The 16,887-nt window shown below is 69.1% G+C and carries 18 protein-coding genes; 5 read left to right on the top strand and 13 right to left on the bottom strand.

What is annotated here, in order from left to right; genetic code table 11:
- Positions 1 to 9 precede the first annotated feature (9 nt).
- A complete protein-coding gene (thiC, locus tag OG801_RS21605) occupies positions 10 to 1,698 on the top strand; it encodes a phosphomethylpyrimidine synthase ThiC (protein ID WP_355021906.1) in 1,689 nt (562 codons plus the stop codon).
- 54 nt (positions 1,699 to 1,752) lie between these two features.
- On the opposite strand, the gene OG801_RS21610 is transcribed toward thiC, so the two are convergent.
- Positions 1,753 to 2,613 carry an NAD(P)-dependent oxidoreductase gene (locus OG801_RS21610; protein WP_406031270.1) on the bottom strand — a complete coding sequence of 287 codons (861 nt, stop codon included), beginning with the start codon at positions 2,611 to 2,613 and terminating at the stop codon, positions 1,753 to 1,755.
- A 166-nt stretch (positions 2,614 to 2,779) separates the two neighbouring features.
- On the opposite strand from OG801_RS21610, the gene OG801_RS21615 reads away from it, so the two are divergent.
- From OG801_RS21615 to OG801_RS21630, 4 genes are all read left to right on the top strand, one after another.
- Positions 2,780 to 3,448 (top strand): DUF1707 domain-containing protein, encoded by a 669-nt coding sequence (locus OG801_RS21615; RefSeq protein WP_406031271.1) that lies wholly within the window; start codon positions 2,780 to 2,782, stop codon positions 3,446 to 3,448.
- Positions 3,449 to 3,504: 56 nt separating this feature from the next.
- Positions 3,505 to 4,185 carry a DUF1707 domain-containing protein gene (locus tag OG801_RS21620; RefSeq protein ID WP_406031273.1) on the top strand — a complete coding sequence of 227 codons (681 nt, stop codon included), beginning with the start codon at positions 3,505 to 3,507 and terminating at the stop codon, positions 4,183 to 4,185.
- Between the two features lie 135 nt (positions 4,186 to 4,320).
- Positions 4,321 to 6,042, top strand: coding sequence for a sulfatase-like hydrolase/transferase (locus tag OG801_RS21625; protein WP_406031275.1), 1,722 nt, complete (start codon positions 4,321 to 4,323; stop codon positions 6,040 to 6,042).
- Between the two features lie 103 nt (positions 6,043 to 6,145).
- Positions 6,146 to 7,219, top strand: a complete 1,074-nt coding sequence (locus tag OG801_RS21630; RefSeq protein WP_355021911.1) for a sn-glycerol-3-phosphate ABC transporter ATP-binding protein UgpC — start codon at positions 6,146 to 6,148, stop codon at positions 7,217 to 7,219.
- 1 nt (position 7,220) lies between these two features.
- On the opposite strand, the gene OG801_RS21635 is transcribed toward OG801_RS21630, so the two are convergent.
- The 12 genes from OG801_RS21635 to OG801_RS21690 form a co-directional block, all read right to left on the bottom strand.
- Positions 7,221 to 8,198, bottom strand: a complete 978-nt coding sequence (locus tag OG801_RS21635; protein ID WP_355021912.1) for a cytochrome c oxidase assembly protein — start codon at positions 8,196 to 8,198, stop codon at positions 7,221 to 7,223.
- A gap of 33 nt (positions 8,199 to 8,231) precedes the next feature.
- Positions 8,232 to 8,897: a TetR/AcrR family transcriptional regulator gene (locus tag OG801_RS21640; protein ID WP_406031278.1), complete on the bottom strand. Its 666-nt coding sequence runs from the start codon at positions 8,895 to 8,897 to the stop codon at positions 8,232 to 8,234.
- Positions 8,898 to 8,900: 3 nt separating this feature from the next.
- Positions 8,901 to 9,824 (bottom strand): alpha/beta fold hydrolase, encoded by a 924-nt coding sequence (locus OG801_RS21645; RefSeq protein WP_406031280.1) that lies wholly within the window; start codon positions 9,822 to 9,824, stop codon positions 8,901 to 8,903.
- A gap of 20 nt (positions 9,825 to 9,844) precedes the next feature.
- Positions 9,845 to 10,321, bottom strand: a complete 477-nt coding sequence (locus OG801_RS21650; RefSeq protein WP_406031282.1) for a hypothetical protein — start codon at positions 10,319 to 10,321, stop codon at positions 9,845 to 9,847.
- A gap of 23 nt (positions 10,322 to 10,344) precedes the next feature.
- Complete coding sequence (locus tag OG801_RS21655) at positions 10,345 to 12,135, bottom strand: alpha/beta hydrolase (RefSeq protein WP_406031284.1); 1,791 nt, start codon at positions 12,133 to 12,135, stop codon at positions 10,345 to 10,347.
- Complete coding sequence (locus tag OG801_RS21660; RefSeq protein ID WP_406031286.1) at positions 12,132 to 12,437, bottom strand: hypothetical protein; 306 nt, start codon at positions 12,435 to 12,437, stop codon at positions 12,132 to 12,134. Before OG801_RS21660 ends, OG801_RS21655 begins: the two co-directional genes overlap by 4 nt.
- Positions 12,434 to 12,901 carry a hypothetical protein gene (locus tag OG801_RS21665; RefSeq protein ID WP_355021918.1) on the bottom strand — a complete coding sequence of 156 codons (468 nt, stop codon included), beginning with the start codon at positions 12,899 to 12,901 and terminating at the stop codon, positions 12,434 to 12,436. Before OG801_RS21665 ends, OG801_RS21660 begins: the two co-directional genes overlap by 4 nt.
- A 181-nt stretch (positions 12,902 to 13,082) precedes the next feature.
- Complete coding sequence (gene glpX, locus OG801_RS21670; RefSeq protein WP_355018482.1) at positions 13,083 to 14,102, bottom strand: class II fructose-bisphosphatase; 1,020 nt, start codon at positions 14,100 to 14,102, stop codon at positions 13,083 to 13,085.
- A gap of 42 nt (positions 14,103 to 14,144) precedes the next feature.
- Positions 14,145 to 14,843: an ATP-binding cassette domain-containing protein gene (locus OG801_RS21675; protein ID WP_406031288.1), complete on the bottom strand. Its 699-nt coding sequence runs from the start codon at positions 14,841 to 14,843 to the stop codon at positions 14,145 to 14,147.
- Positions 14,840 to 15,601: an ABC transporter permease gene (locus tag OG801_RS21680; protein ID WP_355018484.1), complete on the bottom strand. Its 762-nt coding sequence runs from the start codon at positions 15,599 to 15,601 to the stop codon at positions 14,840 to 14,842. The genes OG801_RS21675 and OG801_RS21680 overlap by 4 nt, the downstream gene beginning before the upstream one ends.
- Positions 15,602 to 15,659: 58 nt before the next feature.
- The gene (gene modA, locus OG801_RS21685) at positions 15,660 to 16,415 is read right to left on the bottom strand and encodes a molybdate ABC transporter substrate-binding protein (protein WP_406031290.1); all 756 of its coding nucleotides are present in this window, start codon (positions 16,413 to 16,415) and stop codon (positions 15,660 to 15,662) included.
- Positions 16,412 to 16,801 carry a TOBE domain-containing protein gene (locus tag OG801_RS21690; protein WP_355018486.1) on the bottom strand — a complete coding sequence of 130 codons (390 nt, stop codon included), beginning with the start codon at positions 16,799 to 16,801 and terminating at the stop codon, positions 16,412 to 16,414. Before OG801_RS21690 ends, modA begins: the two co-directional genes overlap by 4 nt.
- Between the last annotated feature and the right edge of the window lie 86 nt (positions 16,802 to 16,887).

The raw sequence follows: 16,887 nt of genomic DNA on the forward strand, positions 1-16,887 counted from the left end.
GGAGACCGCATGACCGTGCACCCCGCCCACACCCGCCTCGAGATCGGCGACCTGAAGGTCCCGGTGACCCGGGTCGCGCTCACCAACGGCGAGACCTTCGACCGCTACTGCACCGAGGGCCCCGGCTCGCAGCCGGAGCAGGGCCTTCCGCCCCGCCGCCTCGAATGGATCGAGGAACGCGGCGACACCGAGCAGTACGACGGACGCCCGGCAGACCTCCGGGACAACGGCAAGACCGCCGTACGCCGCGGAGCAGCCACCGAGGAATGGCAGGGCGAGCGCCGGAAGCCGCGAAAGGGCGCCAACATCTCCCAGATGCACTACGCGCGCCAGGGCATCATCACCAAGGAGATGGCCTACGTCGCGGTGCGCGAGAGCTGCGACCCCGAGCTGGTCCGCGAGGAGGTGGCGGCGGGCCGGGCGATCATCCCGAACAACGTCAACCACCCCGAGTCCGAGCCGATGATCATCGGCAAGCGCTTCCTGGTGAAGATCAACGCGAACATCGGCAACTCCGCGGTCACCAGCAGCATCGCGGAGGAGGTCGACAAGCTCACCCACGCGATCACCTGGGGCGCGGACACGGTGATGGACCTGAGCACCGGCGACGACATCCACACCACCCGCGAGTGGATCCTGCGCAACTCACCCGTCCCGATCGGCACCGTCCCGATCTATCAGGCCCTGGAGAAGGTCAACGGCGAGGCCGACAAGCTGACCTGGGAGGTGTTCCGGGACACCGTCATCGAGCAGGCCGAGCAGGGCGTCGACTACATGACGATCCATGCGGGAGTCCTGCTGAGATACGTCCCGCTCACCGCGAACCGCGTCACCGGCATCGTGTCCCGAGGCGGCTCGATCATGGCCGGCTGGTGTCTCGCGCACCACCAGGAGAGCTTCCTCTACACCCACTTCGACGAGCTCTGCGAGATCTTCAAGCAGTACGACGTCGCCTTCTCCCTCGGCGATGGGCTCCGCCCGGGCTCCACCGCCGACGCCAACGACGAGGCCCAGCTCAGCGAGCTGCGCACGCTGGCCGAGCTCACCGAGAGGGCCTGGGAGCACGACGTACAGGTCATGGTCGAGGGCCCCGGGCACGTCCCGCTCAACCTCGTGGAGGAGAACGTACGCCTCCAGCAGGAGTGGTGCCACGGTGCGCCGTTCTACACGCTCGGCCCGCTCGCCACCGACATCGCGCCCGGCTACGACCACATCACCAGCGCCATCGGCGCGGCCACGATCGCGATGCACGGCACCGCGATGCTCTGCTACGTCACCCCCAAGGAGCACCTCGGCCTGCCGGACAGGGACGACGTGAAGACGGGCGTGATCACCTACAAGCTCGCCGCCCACGCCGCCGACATCGCCAAGGGCCACCCCGGCGCCCGCGACCACGACGACGCGCTCTCCAAGGCCCGCTTCGAGTTCCGCTGGCGTGACCAGTTCGCCCTCTCGCTGGACCCGGTCACCGCGGAGAGCTTCCACGACGAGACCCTGCCGGCGGAGAACGCCAAGACCGCCCACTTCTGCTCCATGTGCGGCCCGAAGTTCTGCTCGATGAAGATCAGCCAGGACGTACGCGACCGCTTCGGCGGCGACAACGGCGCATCCCCCGAGGAGATCGAGGCCGGGATGCTGGAGAAGTCGAAGGAGTTCGCGGCAGCGGGGAGCCGCGTGTATCTCCCGCTCGCCGACTGACCCGACGCGACAGTGCCCTGGCCGGCCGGCGGCCAGGGCACCGTCGCCCCAGCGTCACCCGTCGGCGCGCAGGCTCTCGACGACCCTGGGGAGCCCCTCCGAGCCGTACCCCGCGTCTATCTCTCTGCTGATCAGCGCCTGGACGGCGGCGATCGGGGCGGGATCGATCCCTTGCTCCTCGCTGGCACGCACGATGTGCGAGAGGTCGGAGAACTCCAGGCTCTGCTGGCCCGCGACGGTGTAGTCGCCGCCGTCGATGACCTTCGCGTAGCCGGCGAGCTCCTCGGTCATGGCGGCGAGGAAGGGAGCCTGCCGGGCGGCGAAGTCCGACGCGCTCATCCCCATGGTGGCGGCCATCGCGGCACCGTGGAAGAAGCCCGTGAACATCTGGTACATCCCCGACAGCATCGCCAGATCCACCAGCGACGCCTGGCCGGCGTCCTCGCCGTGGTACTCGCTCGTGGTCCAGACGTCGAGCGTCGGCAGGAGGGCGTCGTACGCCGCCCGTGAGCCGCTGTAGAAGATCTGGCCCGCGCGGGACCCGATCATGGCGGGCACGGCCATGATGGCGCCGTCGAGGTAGTCGATGCCGTGCTCGGCCGTCCAGGAGGCGAGTGCGCGGGCCTCGTTGGGTGTGGTGGTGGTGACGTTGACCAGGGTTCGGCCGCGCAGCTCGTCAACCGCCAGTCCGAGGGTCTCCTCGACGGAGGAGTGATCGAGCAGGCAGGCGATGACCACGGGGCTGGCCAGCACCGCCGCGGCGACCGAGTCCGCGGCACCGGCGCCGCGGGTCACCAGGTCCTTGGCGCGGCCAGGCGTGCGGTTCCAGACGGTCATGGAGCGGCCGCCGTCGAGCAACGCGGTCGCCAGCGCGCTGCCCATCGCGCCGAGGCCGAGCACGGTGACGTCGGTCAAGGGGGTCGGGTTTCTATCGGTTTCTGACACATCATCCATGCTGGCGGACGTCGCCCGGCTGCGGGAGTACCCACTATTTACTGGGGTACGCACCAAATGGTCAGTGCCCAGCCTCAGGGTAGAACCTGAGAGACGGGCGACACCTACGCCGATAGCATTCAGGACCATGGGACTCCCTGAACCGCAACCTGGCCAGCCCCGCCGACCCGACCTGCGCGTCAGCGATGCGGACCGCCACGCGGTGGCCGACATCCTGCGCGAGGCTGCCGGCGAGGGCCGCCTGGACATCGACGAGCTCGAGGAGCGGCTCGAGGAGACCTACAAGGCCAAGACGTACGCCGACCTGGAGCCGATCACGCAGGATCTGCCGGTCGCTGGGCATGCGCCGGTGATGCCCGCGGCGCCCGCCGCCGGCGCGGTCCCCGTCGTCTACGGCGAGGGCGATGCGAGCGACAGCGCCAGCGCGTTCCTGAGCAACGTCGAGCGCAAGGGCGTGTGGGTGGTTCCGCAGCAGTTCTCTGTCCACGCGGTGCTGGGCGACGCCAACATCGACCTGCGCGAGGCGCACTACTCAGCGCGTGAGGTGGTCATCAACGCCACCTCCGTCCTGGGCAGCGTGAAGGTCACCGTCCCGCCGAACGTGCACGTGATCGTGGAGGGCAACGGCGTCCTCGGCGACTTCAAGGAGCCGTCGGAGAAGGTGCCCGAGGTGCTCGCGGCGGACTCGCCGGTGGTGCGGGTGCGCGGCATCGCGGTGCTGGGTGACGTGACCGTCAAGCGCCGGGCTCCGCGCGGCCCGAAGCGCACGCTGAGGCAGCACCTCGGCCTGGAGTGAATGCCATCGGGGGATTGTTGAGGCGTTTCTCCGAGCCCCCCACTAGCATTCGCCCCATGGGAACGACCCCCGAGCCATTTCGCGGCCAGAATCCTGATCCGAACCTCCGGATCAGCGATGCCGACCGCCACAAGGTGGCCGACATCCTGCGCGAGGCCGCAGGCGAGGGCCGCCTGGAGATCGACGAGCTCGACGACCGCCTCGAGGCGACCTTCAAGGCCAAGACGTACGCCGACCTGATCCCGATCACCGTCGACCTGCCGGCCGTGGGCACCCCGGCGCCGCCGGTACCGGTGTCCAAGCCCGCAGCCGCGAACAGCCCCGCGGTCTTCGCCGCCAACCCGATCGAGAGCCAGCTCTACGTCGCGATCATGAGCGGCGTCGACCGGCGCGGGGTCTGGACGGTGCCGGCGACCGGCAACGTGATCGCCCTGATGGGCGGCGCCGAGCTCGACATGCGCCAGGCGCAGTTCTCCGCGCAGGAGACCGTGATCTACGCCAACGCGATCATGGGCGGGGTCAACATCACCGTCGGCCCCGATGTCCAGGTCGTGATGCAGGGAGTCGGGATCATGGGCGGCTACGTCGGTCCGCGCGGCATCGAGCCGACCGGCGGTCCGGTGCTGCGGGTGAAGGGCCTGGCGCTGATGGGTGGCGTCACCGTCATCCGCAAGCCGCTGAAGGAAGCGAAGGGCTCCAGGCATTTGAAGATGCCGCCGCCGCACGAGCTGCACTGAGCAACACCAACTCGGGGCTGTGCACGCCCCTTGGGGTCCGCTCCGCGGACCCATTTTGTCGTGCCTGGAAATGAGGCACTAACCTCGCTTGAACCAGATATAGTGCAGTTGAATACTAGACAAAGGAGTCTCGGGATGAAGCCGAAGTGGAGCGCACTGCTGGGCGCCGCACTCCTGGCGGTCGTGGCCCTGATCGCCGGACTCCTGGTCCTCGGCCCGAAGACGGTGGCTGCCGGCTCTGCTGCCGCCGAACCGTCGGCCGCGCCGGTCGAGGAGGCGGCGGAGCTGGCCGCCACGACCGACGAGCGCCCCAACATGGTCCTGATCCTGATGGACGACTTCTCCCTGGAGCTGCTCCGCACGATGCCGGAGGCGACCAGGATGGCGGCCGAGGGTGCGACGTACCAGAACTCCTTCGTCATCGACTCGCTCTGCTGCCCCTCGCGCGCGGCGCTGCTGACCGGGCAGACCCCGCACCACACCAAGGTCCTCACCAACACCCAGAACGACCCGGAGCACCCGGTCGGCGGCTGGTCGGCGTTCCAGCGCTACGGCAACCTCGAGAAGCAGTTCAGCGTCGGGCTCCAGGAGGCCGGCTACACGACCGGGTTCGTGGGGAAGTACATCAACGCCTACGAGGCCACCATCGGCGCCGACGGCAAGCGCGTCCCGCCGCCCAAGGTGCCCGGCTGGGACTCCTGGAACGCCCTCCTCGGCGGCGCCTACGGCGGCTGGGGCTACCAGAGCACCTTCCTCGACGACAACGACGCGGTGCAGCTGCGCAACCACCCGCGGCCGCCGACCTCCGCCGGCCCGGCCGTCAAGGACGCCGGGTACGCCACCAACGTCACCCGTGACTACGCCCTCGCCTTCATCCAGGAGCACCGCGACGACGAGGAGCCCTATTTCCTCGAGATCGCCGCGTACGGGCCCCACTCGCGCCTCGGCCACCACTACCCGGGCCTGGACACCTGGTTCCCGCCCGCGTTCGCCGACCAGGCGCCCGCCGGCGACCCGGCGGGCGGCAACTGCGGCCGGGTCGCGTGCGCCGGCCTGACGCTGAAGGACCTGGTCGGCTACGGCGACGACCGCTGGGACAACGCGCCCACCTACCTCGGCCGCGGGGGACGTACGTCGCAGGCTCCTGCCTGGCGCACCAACAAGGTCTCGCTGACCGACGAGACCGCGCTGAGCCAGTACCGCGACCGCGCCCGGATGGTGCAGTCGATCGACAGGATGATCACCCAGGTGCGCGAGGCCGCCGGCGATGACACCTACATCGTGCTGACCTCCGACAACGGCTTCCACCTCGGCCAGCACCAGCTCAACGGCGGCAAGGGCGCGCCGTACGACTCCGACACCCGCGTGCCCATGGTCGTGGTCGGCCCCGACGTGGTGCCGGGCAAGCGCAGCCAGTTCGTCAACAACATCGATCTCGCGCCGACCTTCCTCGACATCGCCGGCGCCCCGACCCCGTCCTACGTCTCCGGCAGCTCGTTCGCGGAGACCTTGGGCCGGCCGCGGCTGCCGGGTGGGCGGTACGCCTTCTTCGAGCACACCTACGCCAAGTCGCACCCCGGCGAGGTCGATCTCGACAAGGGCTCGGGCGGCACCATCGACATCATCCCGTCCTACATCGCGGTGCGCGGCTCGCAGGGGCTGCTGGTCCGGTTCGACCTGGACAAGTCCTGGAAGGGCACCGACTACGCCTACGAGCTCTACCGCTATGACCGGCCGTGGGAGGACCGCAACGTCTTCGCAGAGGACCACGCGAAGCCGTACGCCCGTGACCTGATGCGCCGGTTGAACGCCTACGAGGGTTGCGCACCAGCTGTGTGCCGGGCTTTGACGCGCTGATAACTGATCTGGGCTATGGTGTCTCCGCCGAGGAAATGTGTCCTCGGTCACTTCACAACGGATCGTCCGGCACGTACCTGCCGGTGAAGGAGACAACGGAATCATGGCAACAGTTACGTTCGAGAAGGCGCAGCGGTGGTATGCCGGCGCCAACGAGCCCGCGGTCAAGGGCATCGACCTCGAGATCATGGACGGCGAGTTCATGGTGCTCGTCGGCCCGTCCGGATGCGGTAAGACCACCACCCTGCGCATGCTCGCCGGGCTGGAGGAGGTCAACTCCGGTGCCATCAGGATCGGCGACCGCGAGGTCACCAACGTGGCCCCGAAGGACCGCGACATCGCGATGGTCTTCCAGAACTACGCGCTCTACCCGCACATGAGCGTCGCCGAGAACATGGCGTTCTCGCTGAAGATGGCCAAGGTCCCGAAGGCCGAGCGTGACAAGCTCGTCGCCGACGCCGCCAAGACCCTGGGCCTGACCGACTACCTCGACCGCAAGCCGAAGGCGCTCTCCGGTGGTCAGCGCCAGCGTGTTGCCATGGGTCGCGCGATCGTCCGCCAGCCGCAGGTCTTCTGCATGGACGAGCCGCTCTCCAACCTCGACGCCAAGATGCGCGTGCAGACCCGCACCGACATCGCCAAGCTCCAGGCCGACCTCGGCATCACCACCGTCTACGTCACCCACGACCAGGTCGAGGCGATGACGATGGGCGACCGCGTCGCGGTGATGAACAACGGTGAGCTGCAGCAGGTCGACACCCCGCTCAACCTCTACCGCAAGCCGGTCAACCTCTTCGTCGCCGGCTTCATCGGCTCGCCGCAGATGAACCTCATCAAGGCCACCGCCGCCGATGGCGGCGGCGCCAAGATCGGGGAGTACGTCGTTCCGGTCGGCACCACCGACATGCCCACGCAGATCACCGTCGGCGTGCGCCCGGAGAGCTTCCGGGTCATCGGCGAGGGCCAGGGCGGGCTGCCGGTCCAGGTGACCGTGGTCGAGGAGCTCGGCTCCGACTCCTACGTCTACGGCACCAGCGACGTCGAGGGTGTCCCGTCGACCCTGATCGTCCGGGTCTCGTCCAAGGACCACGTCAGCAAGGGCGACACGATCTACGTCACCACCGACCCCGAGGACGTCCACGTCTTCGACACCGAGTCGGGCCTGCGCGTCAACTGACTCAGTGGTGCTGGTTCATTCTGGCCAGCATCGCGTTGTAGGCATCGAGGGCCTCGTCGCTGTCGGGATCCACGGATCCCGGCTCGGCGGGGCCCTCAGTCGTTCCCCGGGCGCTCTCCTCGGCGAGCCGGCTGCTGCGTACGCCGTCGAGGAAGCGGCCGGTCATCTTGGCCCGGCGCTCGGGTGAGGAGACGACGGCGATGACCAGGCCGATGGCGAGCAGCATCATGCCGCCGTCGCCGCCGGCCCACATCAGGCCGCCGGCGGTCTGGATGTCCTTCACCGCGTCCAGCGCCCACTCGGGACGGGCGGCGGAGTAGACCGGGTAGAGGTCGCGCTCGGTCTGCAGCATCACGATTCCCACGATCGTGTCGGGCACCATCCCGACGACGAGGAGCGCGATCCTGCCCAGGTAGGGCAGGTCGGTGCGTACCTTCTCCTCGCCGATCGCGCCGGTGAGGAAGAGGAAGCCGGCGACGACGTAGAGCACCTGCTCGCCGACCATCAGTGAGGTGCTCTGTGCCATCGAGTCCATGAACCCGGACAGGTGGGTGCCGATGATGACCACCGAGTAGAGCAGGGTGCCGGTGACCGGGTGGATCAGGATGGTGACCGGGAGCGAGCGCATCGCGCGCTCGGCCCGCGGGCCGGTCTCGGCGATGACGGTGAGCGGGTGTCCGAGCACCAGGAGCGTGGGTACGACCATGATCAGCGTCAGGTGGAGCACCATGTGCATCCAGGCCAGCGCCATCGCGTAGCCGTTGATGGCCGATGCGACCACGACGTACATCAGGCCGAGCCCGGTCAGGAACGACGCCACCCGCCAGCCCTTGACAGTCGAGGCAGGGCCGGCGGCGTTGCGGAGCGTGAGATAGCCCGCGGCGAGGATGACCGCGGCGAGCAGCCAGCCGGGCTGGAGACTCCAGGTGGTGAAGAACTCGGACCAACCGAGCGGGGGCAGGGAGCCGTGGTCGTGCATGCTCTCACGGTATCTCCGGGGCCCGGACGAAGGTTAGTTCGGGCGGCTGCCGGGGTCGATCAGCGGCACCAGGAACAGCCGGGCGAGCGCGCGCAGCTGCGTCTCGTCGTCGATGTCGACGACCTCGCTCGGGGTGACCAGGAACGAGGTCGAGGTGCGGACCATCAGCTCGGCGACGAGGTCGACATCGATCTCGGCAGGTACGTTCCCGGCCCGCTGCTCGCGACGCAGCTGGCCCGCGACGAAGCGCGCGATCGTGGCCACGGTGCGGCCGCCGTCGCCGACGATGGAGTGCACCAGCGAGTCGGTCTCGACGGTGAGCAGGCCCCCGATGAGCGGGTTTCCGCGGATCGCCCGCATCGCGCTGGCGAAGCCGATCTCCACGCGCTCGGCCGCGTCGGCCGCATCGGCGATGTCGAGCACGAACTGGTCGAAGTAGCGCCGGAACTCGCGGCGTACGACCTGCTCGACCAGGGCGTCCTTGTTGGCGAAGCGCCGGTAGACCGTGATCCGGGCGACCCCGGCGCGGTTCGCGACCTCCTCCATGGTGGTCCGCCTGATCCCGATCTGGCGGAACTGCTCCGCGGCGGCGTCGAGGAGCTTCGCGGTCACCGCCTCGTCCTCGATGGGCTCGGCGACGTCCGCGAGCGCCCTCGCGAGCATCGAGCCCGACTCGCCCTCGGGGACCGTGGTGCGCATCCGCTACGCGGAGACGGTGCGGTCGGCGGCTCGGTCAGCGGTGCGGCGTACGACCTTGATGAAGGCCGGCCACAGCGCACGGGGCATGTCGTGGCCCATGCCCTTGAACAGGGTGATCTCCGAGCCTGGGACGGCCGCGGCGGTCGCTCGGCCGCCGGAGACATGGACCATCTTGTCGGTCAGCCCGTGGATCACGCTGAACGGGACCTTGATGCGCCCGAGTTCCTCGGTGCGGTCGGGCTGGGTGAGCACGGCGAGCATCTGCCGCGCGACGGCCGGTCCGCTGACGCCGCGGTTCCAGGTGTCGATCGCCCGCCGGCGTACCTCGTCCTCGGGCTCGGGGAAGCCGGGGGAGCCGATCTGGACACCGCCCTTGATCTGGCGCTCGATGTAGCCCTCCAGACCGGGCTTCTTGATGACCAGCGCGGGCAGCAGGGTCGGGTGCTGGAAGCCGACCCCGCGACGGCCGGTGGTGGACATCGTCGAGCAGACCGAGCGCACTCGGTCGGGGTGGCGGATGGCGAGGGTCTGGGCGATCATCCCGCCCATCGACACGCCCCACACGTGCGCGGAGTCGATGCCGAGATGGGTCAGCAGCGCGGCGGCGTCGTCCGCGAGGTCGTCCATCGCGTACGGCGACGGGGTCGGCAGCCCCGCGAACGCCCGGGCCAGCCTCGCGAGCGTGATCCGCTCGTCGGAGGGGTGGGGCGAGGAGTGGCCGATGTCGCGGTTGTCGTAGCGCACCACGTAGAACCCGGCCTGGGCCAGCTGCTCGCACAGCTCGGTGTTCCACCAGGTCATCGGGCCGCCGAGACCCATGATCAGCAGCAGCGGATCAGCGCTGGGACTGCCGAACGTGTCGTACGCCAGCTCGACCCCTCCGGGGAGGAAGGCGGTGGACTCGGTCGGCTCGGCGGCGGTGGTCATGCGCAAACTTTACCGGGTCGTCATTGCAGGTCGACCGGTTCAGCGACGACGAAGCCGTCCCAGTCGCTCATGTCTTCCTGATCGATCTCGATCGGTGGCCCCTGAACGACGAGGCCGACCGCCCCGGGGGCATTCGGGTAGGTCTGGAAGTGGGCGGTCAGGTCACCGTGCGAAAGCCGCAGCGAGTTCCCACTGAACGTTGGGCTGAACTCCTCGAGCTCATCGCGCAGCGCGTTGAGCGGGTCCTGTTGCTCCGTGACGAAGTCGGCTTGGACGTCGTACTTGTACGACTTGTACTTGTCCGAAAGCCCCTTCTGATCCACGCCGTCGTACGCCTCCGTTGCGTCCTCGGGGGACGTGGCAAGTGTCGTTGAGGCAGCGGCCGACAGCTCGCGTGCCCACGTGAGTACGTCGTCTCGCTGTTGCTCGAGCTCGGCGTAGGTCTTGTCGCTCACTCCGCCACACCCTCCGGTAAGCAGGATCGTCAGTGTCGCCATCACGGCGGCCAGGGCCCGAGCCGTCATTGGCCGTCCGTGTCCGGGCTGGTCGGGGTGCGGTCGCTCTCGGGGTCGACCGGGTCGCGGTACCACGGGTCGTGCACCTGCCCGGCGCGCACCACGTCGTCGTACTGCCCGTTGACGATGTGGGCCATGTTGGCGAGTGACTCCGAGTCGTGGTCGTAGTACTTGACGTGGTCGTCGATGTTGGGGACCGACCCCCTGCTGGTGCTCTCGGCCTGAAAGCGTACGGCACCGAAGTCGTCCTCGGCCGGGTTGTGGCCGAGGCCGGCACCGGCCAGCTGGGCGACGGCGCCACCGAGGGGACCGGTGAGCACACCCGCGCCGACGGCTGCCGGGCTGATCCATCCTGTCTGCCCCAGCCGGCCGACGAGGTCCTCGCTGTTCGTGCCGACGAAGACATGTCCCGAGCCGACGCCCAGGTCGTCGGCGGAGTCGGCATCGTCGCCGGCTCCGGGGCTGCCCAGCAGGACGACGTCGTCCACGTCAGGGCGGCCGTCGGTCATCGCGTGCGCGACGGTCGTCGAGCCGTAGCTGTGGCCGATGGCGGTGAGGTGAAAGTCGTCGGTACGCATGGCGTTGAGGCCGTCGAGGGTGTCGGCGAGCCGCTCCCCGCCGGCGGTGGCCATGCCCTCGGCCGCAACACCGGCCGAGTCGGCTCCGCTGGGCGCGTCATAGCCGATCCAGAACATGGTGGCTGTGCTGGTGCCGCCTTCGAACGAAGCTGCCTGATGGAGGTTGATCACATCCTCGGCATTCGACTGGGACGACTCCATGTCGGTGGTCAAGCCCGGCACACTGACCGATACATTGCGCGCCGTGTCGAGGTCGCCGACCGCCATCGCGACACGCCCGTCGCCGCCAAACGCCATCGGGTCATAGATGTAGACCTGGGCGTCGTAGTTCTCGTTCGTCATCGGGTCCCTGGACCTCTCGATCTTGTCACGCGCGACATCTGCGGCCTTTGCGTTGTCGTAGCGGGTCTGCTCGTCCTCGGTGCGCTGGTCCTCGGGGATGGCGCCGAGCTCGGCGAGGTCGCGGTCCAGGGAGATCGTGTTCGCGTCACTGCGGTCGGTCGCCGGGATGCCGTCGGTGTTTCCGACGATCTCGGGGTAGGCGGCGGTCATGCCCGCTCGTTGCTCTTCGGTGAGGCCGTCCCACCACGCCTTGACCGCCGTGGGGTCCTTGCTCGACGGCATCGAGTCCCTGGCGGTGTCAGCGGGGTCGGCGACTCCGGCGTACTTCTGGTCGATCTGCCGCTCGGTCATCACATCGCGGAGCGCAGCCGCGACCTTCTCCTCGCTGGCCCTGAGATCCTCGGCCCACTTCACCAGATCGGATTCGTACGTCTCGATCTGGTCGGTGCAGCGGTCGCAGTCCGCCTGGAGATTCCGGAGCTCGGCCTCGTCGGTGGGCAGCGGGTTCGCTCGGGCGGCGAGCGCGTCGACCTGGCGGGTCAGGCGCTCCCGTTCTCCCTTCAGATCCTGATGACGCCTCTCGAGGTCGACCAGCTCATCGCCATGGCCCAGGACGGCGTTGGCCGCGGCGCGCAACGCCAGCGAGCAGGCATCGGCATGCTTGCCGATGGGGCTGAGTGCCTGGGCGTACGCGGCGGCCGCCTGGCCGTCGAGGAGGCCGGAGTCCTTCGCCTTTCCACCGAGGAACGAGCCGTGGTCGTCGAAGATCGACGACGAGGTGCGCAGGGTGGACCCGATCTCCTGCACCTTCTGACCGTCCGCGGTGAACTCGGGCGTCTCGCTCGGCCTCGGGGGGAGGGAGACGGTGATGCTCACCGGATCTCCCTGATGCTGCTCAGTGCGAACGAGGCATCGATGTCGGTCTTCGCGTCGGTCTCGAGGATGCCGATCGCGGTGCTCCTCAGCCCGTCGGCCTGGGACTCGGCTGAGCGCGCGGACTTCGTCGCGATCGCCTGCCACGCCTCGATGAACTGTCCGACCAGACTCGCCACGGTCGGCGTGAAGCCACCTGCGCCGGCATCGTTGATCTGCTTCGCCGCAGCAGTGAGATGGAGATTCTCGGTATCCCACGCGGCAGCCGTGGACTGGACCTTGGTGGGTTCGACGTGGAGCGTCATGCCAGCGCCGCCCGCACGGTCGGCGTGGGGCGGAGGACCCGGCCGGTCACGGTCACCACGAGCCGGTGATGACGCTCGGACCAGGTGCCGACGACCTGGACGTCCGCTCGGGAAGCGGTCCATCGATGAAAGGCCTTCACCTCGACGCTGGAGTGCCACCTCGCGTCTCGGAACGCCTGATCGAGGCCGGCCAGGATCGCGCCGCCGTCGGCCGTTCGAGTTTCGAGCTGGGCCCGGCGACGTACGTTCTCGCTGTTGTAGGGCTCCCACCTCGGTCCGTCCGAGGTCGGCTCCGGCATGCGTGCGGCGATTGCTGCGACGGTCGCGTCCACCACCTGCGCCGACCGGCTCAGCTCATCGGTCGTTGCCTCGGGTGAGGGCTCGGGAGGGTCTGCCGGAGGCAGGATGACGATGTCGACGTCTGGACGACGCGTGCGCAGCGCGGCGAAGAATGGGTCCGTCACAACGATGCCTCCCCGAGTGACATACACCTGAGACGCTCATCAATGCTCGTGTCGAACCACAAGATAGCAACAAAGTGGCGCCACGGGCGGTCACTTCGGGGACAAGAAGGACAACGAGAAGCGCGGCAAGGACCAAGAGGTCCTTGCCGCGCATCCGGCCGGCGCAAGCGCCGGGCGAGGATCAGAAGTCGATCGCGCTGTACGCCTGGAGCTTGGCGAGCTGGTGCTCCGAGGTGACCTTGCGGATCGTGCCAGAGCGGCTGCGCATCACCAGGGAGTCGGTGACGATGGCGCCGTGGGGGAGGTACTGCACGCCACGCATCAGGTCGCCGTCGGTGATGCCGGTGGCGACGAAGAAGCAGTCGTCGCCGGTGACCAGGTCGTCGGTGTGGAGCACGAAGTCGGGGTCGAGGTTGTGGCCGGCGTCGAGGGCGCGCTGGCGCTCTTCGTCGTCCTTGGGCCACAGCCGGCCCTGGATGGTGCCGCCGAGTGCCTTCATCGCGCACGCGGCGACGATGCCCTCGGGAGTGCCGCCGATGCCCATCAGCAGGTCGGCGCCGGAGCCGGCACGGGCCGCCGAGATCGCGCCGGCGACGTCGCCGTCGACGATGAACTTGATCCGGGCGCCGGTCTCGCGGATCTCCTCGACCATCTTGTCGTGGCGCGGCCGGTCGAGCACGATCACGGTGATGTCGGAGGCCTTGGTGTCCTTCGCCTTGGCCACCGCGGCGATGTTCTCGGCGACGGGGAGGCGGATGTCGACGACGTCGGCGGCCTCGGGCCCGGTGACCAGCTTCTCCATGTAGAAGACGGCGCTGGGGTCGTACATGCTGCCGCGCGGGGCGACCGCCATCACCGCGACGGCGTTGCTCATGCCCTTGGCGCACAGGGTGGTGCCGTCGATCGGGTCGACGGCGACGTCGCAGTCGGGGCCGGTGCCGTCGCCGACGTCCTCGCCGTTGTAGAGCATCGGGGCGTTGTCCTTCTCGCCCTCGCCGATCACGACGGTGCCGTTCATGGCGACGGTGGAGATCATCGTGCGCATCGCGTTGACCGCGACGCCGTCGGCGCCGTTCTTGTCGCCGCGACCCACCCAGCGGCCGGCGGCCATCGCCGCGGCCTCCGTCACGCGCACGAGCTCCAGGGCCAGGTTGCGGTCAGGAGCGGTGGGGGCGACGCCGAGCGGCTGGGTGTCGTTCATAGGGTCAATCTATCCGCCGGGCGCGGCGGAGCGGCCACGGTGTCACTTGATCGATCCAGAGACAAGCCTCACAGCGAAACCCGACTGCGGGTCGTTCAGAACCTGCTCGGTGGGGCCGTCCTCGACGATATGACCGTGCTCGATCACCACCACCCGGTCGGCGAGCGCGCGGGCGTCAGCAGCGTCGTGGGTGACGATGATGGCGGTCCGGTCCTCGAGGGCGGTACGCAGGGTCTGCCGCAGCGCGGGACGTACGTCGACGTCGAGCGAGGCCATCGGCTCGTCGAGCAGGAGCAGCTCGGGGTCGGCCGCGAGCGCCCGGGCGACCGCCACCCGCTGGGCCTGACCGCCGGAGATCTGCGTGGGTCTGCGCCCAGCGAGCATCTCGGCGCCGACCTCGGTGAGGTGGCGGGTGGCGAGCTCGTTGGCCTGGCGGCGGTGTACGCCACGGGCCCGGGGCGCGAAGGCGACGTTGGCCAGCACCGACAGGTGCGGGAAGAGCAGCGGGTCCTGGGCGAGGAGCGCGATCCCGCGGGCGTGCGGGGGAGTGCGGTCGAGGATGCGGTCGCCGAGGCGTACCTCGCCTTCGTCGGGACGCAGGAGCCCGGCGATCACGCCGAGGATGCTCGACTTCCCGGCGCCGTTGGGGCCGGTGAGCGCGACCGTCTCGCCGGCGGCCACGTCGAGGGTGACGTCGATGCCGCGCTGGGGGATCACCGCACGCAGATGAAGTTTGCTCATAGGGCTCTCCCGTGGCGGGCGAAGCCGATCACGGCGACCGCGACGACGACCAGCACCAGTGATAGCGCGACCGCCGCGTCCGGGTCGTCGACGCGGAGCAGGTAGACCTGCAGCGGCATCGTGCTGGTGATCCCGGGCAGGTTGCCGGCGAAGGTGATGGTGGCGCCGAACTCGCCCAGGCAGCGAGCGAAGGCCAGGACCGACCCGGAGAGCAGGCCGGGGCCGACCAGCGGAAGTGTGACGCGCCGGAAGACGGTGGTCGGGCGAGCGCCGAGGGTGGCCGCGACCGCCTCGTAGCGGGTGCCGCTGGTGCGCAGCGCGCCCTCGAGGCTGATCACCAGGAACGGCAGCGCGACGAACGTCTGCGCCATCACCACGGCGAGGGTGGTGAACGGGATCTGGATGCCGACCAGGTCCAGCGACTGTCCCAGTAGGCCCCGCCGGCCGAAGGTGTAGAGCAGCGCCAGGCCACTGACGACCGGGGGCAGCACGAGCGGAAGGAGCACCAGCGAGCGCACCAGTCCCTGACCCCGGAAGCTGGTGCGGGCGAGGACGGTGGAGAGAGGTACGCCGAGGAGGATGCACAGCGCGGTGCTCGCCACCGAGGTGCGCAGGCTGAGCCAGAGCGCCTCCAGCGCGGATGGCGAGGTGATCAGCGCCGGGAAGCTCGCCAGGTCGACGCGGAGGATGATCGCGGCGAGCGGAAGGATGATGAACGCCGCCGCGAGGGCCGCCGGGAACCACAGCCAGCGTGGCATACCGACGGACGGACCGACCCCCCTCTGCCGGTCCGTCCGCCTGGCGGTCCCGAGAAGATCAGGGCTGGCTGAAGCCGGCATCGGTCAGTACCTTCTGCCCGGTCCCGCTCAGCACCAGGTCGACGAACTCCTGCGCGAGGTCGGCCTCATCGGAGCCGTCGATGGTGCTGATCGGGTAGGTGTTCACGACTTGGTCGGCCTCGTCGAACTCGACGCCCGTCACGGTGTCGCCGGCGGCGGTCACGTCGGTGACGTACACGACCCCGGCATCGGCGTCACCGGAGGTGACCTTGGCGAGTACATCGCTGACCGACTGCTCCTCGCTGACCGGCTCGATGTCGACGCCGGTCTCCTCCTCCATCTGAGCGGTCGCGTTGCCGCAGGGGACCTCGGCCGCGCAGACGACGACCTTGTTCCCGGCCTTGGCGAGGTCCTGGAAGCCGGTGATCTCGGCCGGGTTGCCCGGAGGCGTGGCGATCTCCAGCGTGTTGGCGGCGAAGTCCTGCGGGTCGGCGGCCAGGTCGCCGAGCTTGTCCATGTTCTTGGTGTCGGCCGAGGCGAAGACGTCCGCCGGGGCGCCGTCCTCGATCTGGGCCACCAGGTCGGAGGAGCCGCCGAAGCTGGTGGTCACCCTCACGCCGGGGTGGTCCTTCTCGAACTGCTCGGCCAGCTCGGTGAACGTGTCGGTTAGCGAGGCCGCCGCGAAGACGGTCAGCTCCCGGTCCTCCGACCCCTCGCTCGAGCTCGCGCAGCCGGCGAGCGCGAGGGCGGCCGCCACCGCGACGGTGGCACCGATTCGTGGGTTCTTGATCATGGGCGCTCCACGACGACGTTGGTTGACTTGATGGATGCGACCGCGCTGACACCGGGCTCGAGGCCCAGCTCGATGGCGGCCTCGGCGCTCATCAGGGAGACGATCCGGTAGGGCCCGCAGACCATCTCCACCTGGGCCATCACGGTGTCCAGGGTGGTCTTGGTGACGATCCCGAGCATCCGGTTGCGGGCGCTGACCGCCTTCGCCCGGACCGGATCGGGGGCATCGGCCAGCTCCGAGGCCAGCTCGGCCAGAACGATGCCGTCGATGACCGCCCGGCCGTTTTCCGTGCTCGCCTCGATCCGTCCCGCGTCGATCCAGCGGCGCACGGTGTCGTCGCTGACGCCGAGGAGGCCAGCGGCTTCGGCGATACGGTAGGTGGTCACGGGAGGAGTATCGCATCTGCGGCGAAATCACGCGCGAAGTGTCCTCATCTGCGGAACGCTCCGATTCGGTGGTCGAGCTTGTCGGG

The sequence above is a fragment of the Nocardioides sp. NBC_00163 genome, from assembly GCF_045206295.1.
GTDB lineage: Bacteria > Actinomycetota > Actinomycetes > Propionibacteriales > Nocardioidaceae > Nocardioides.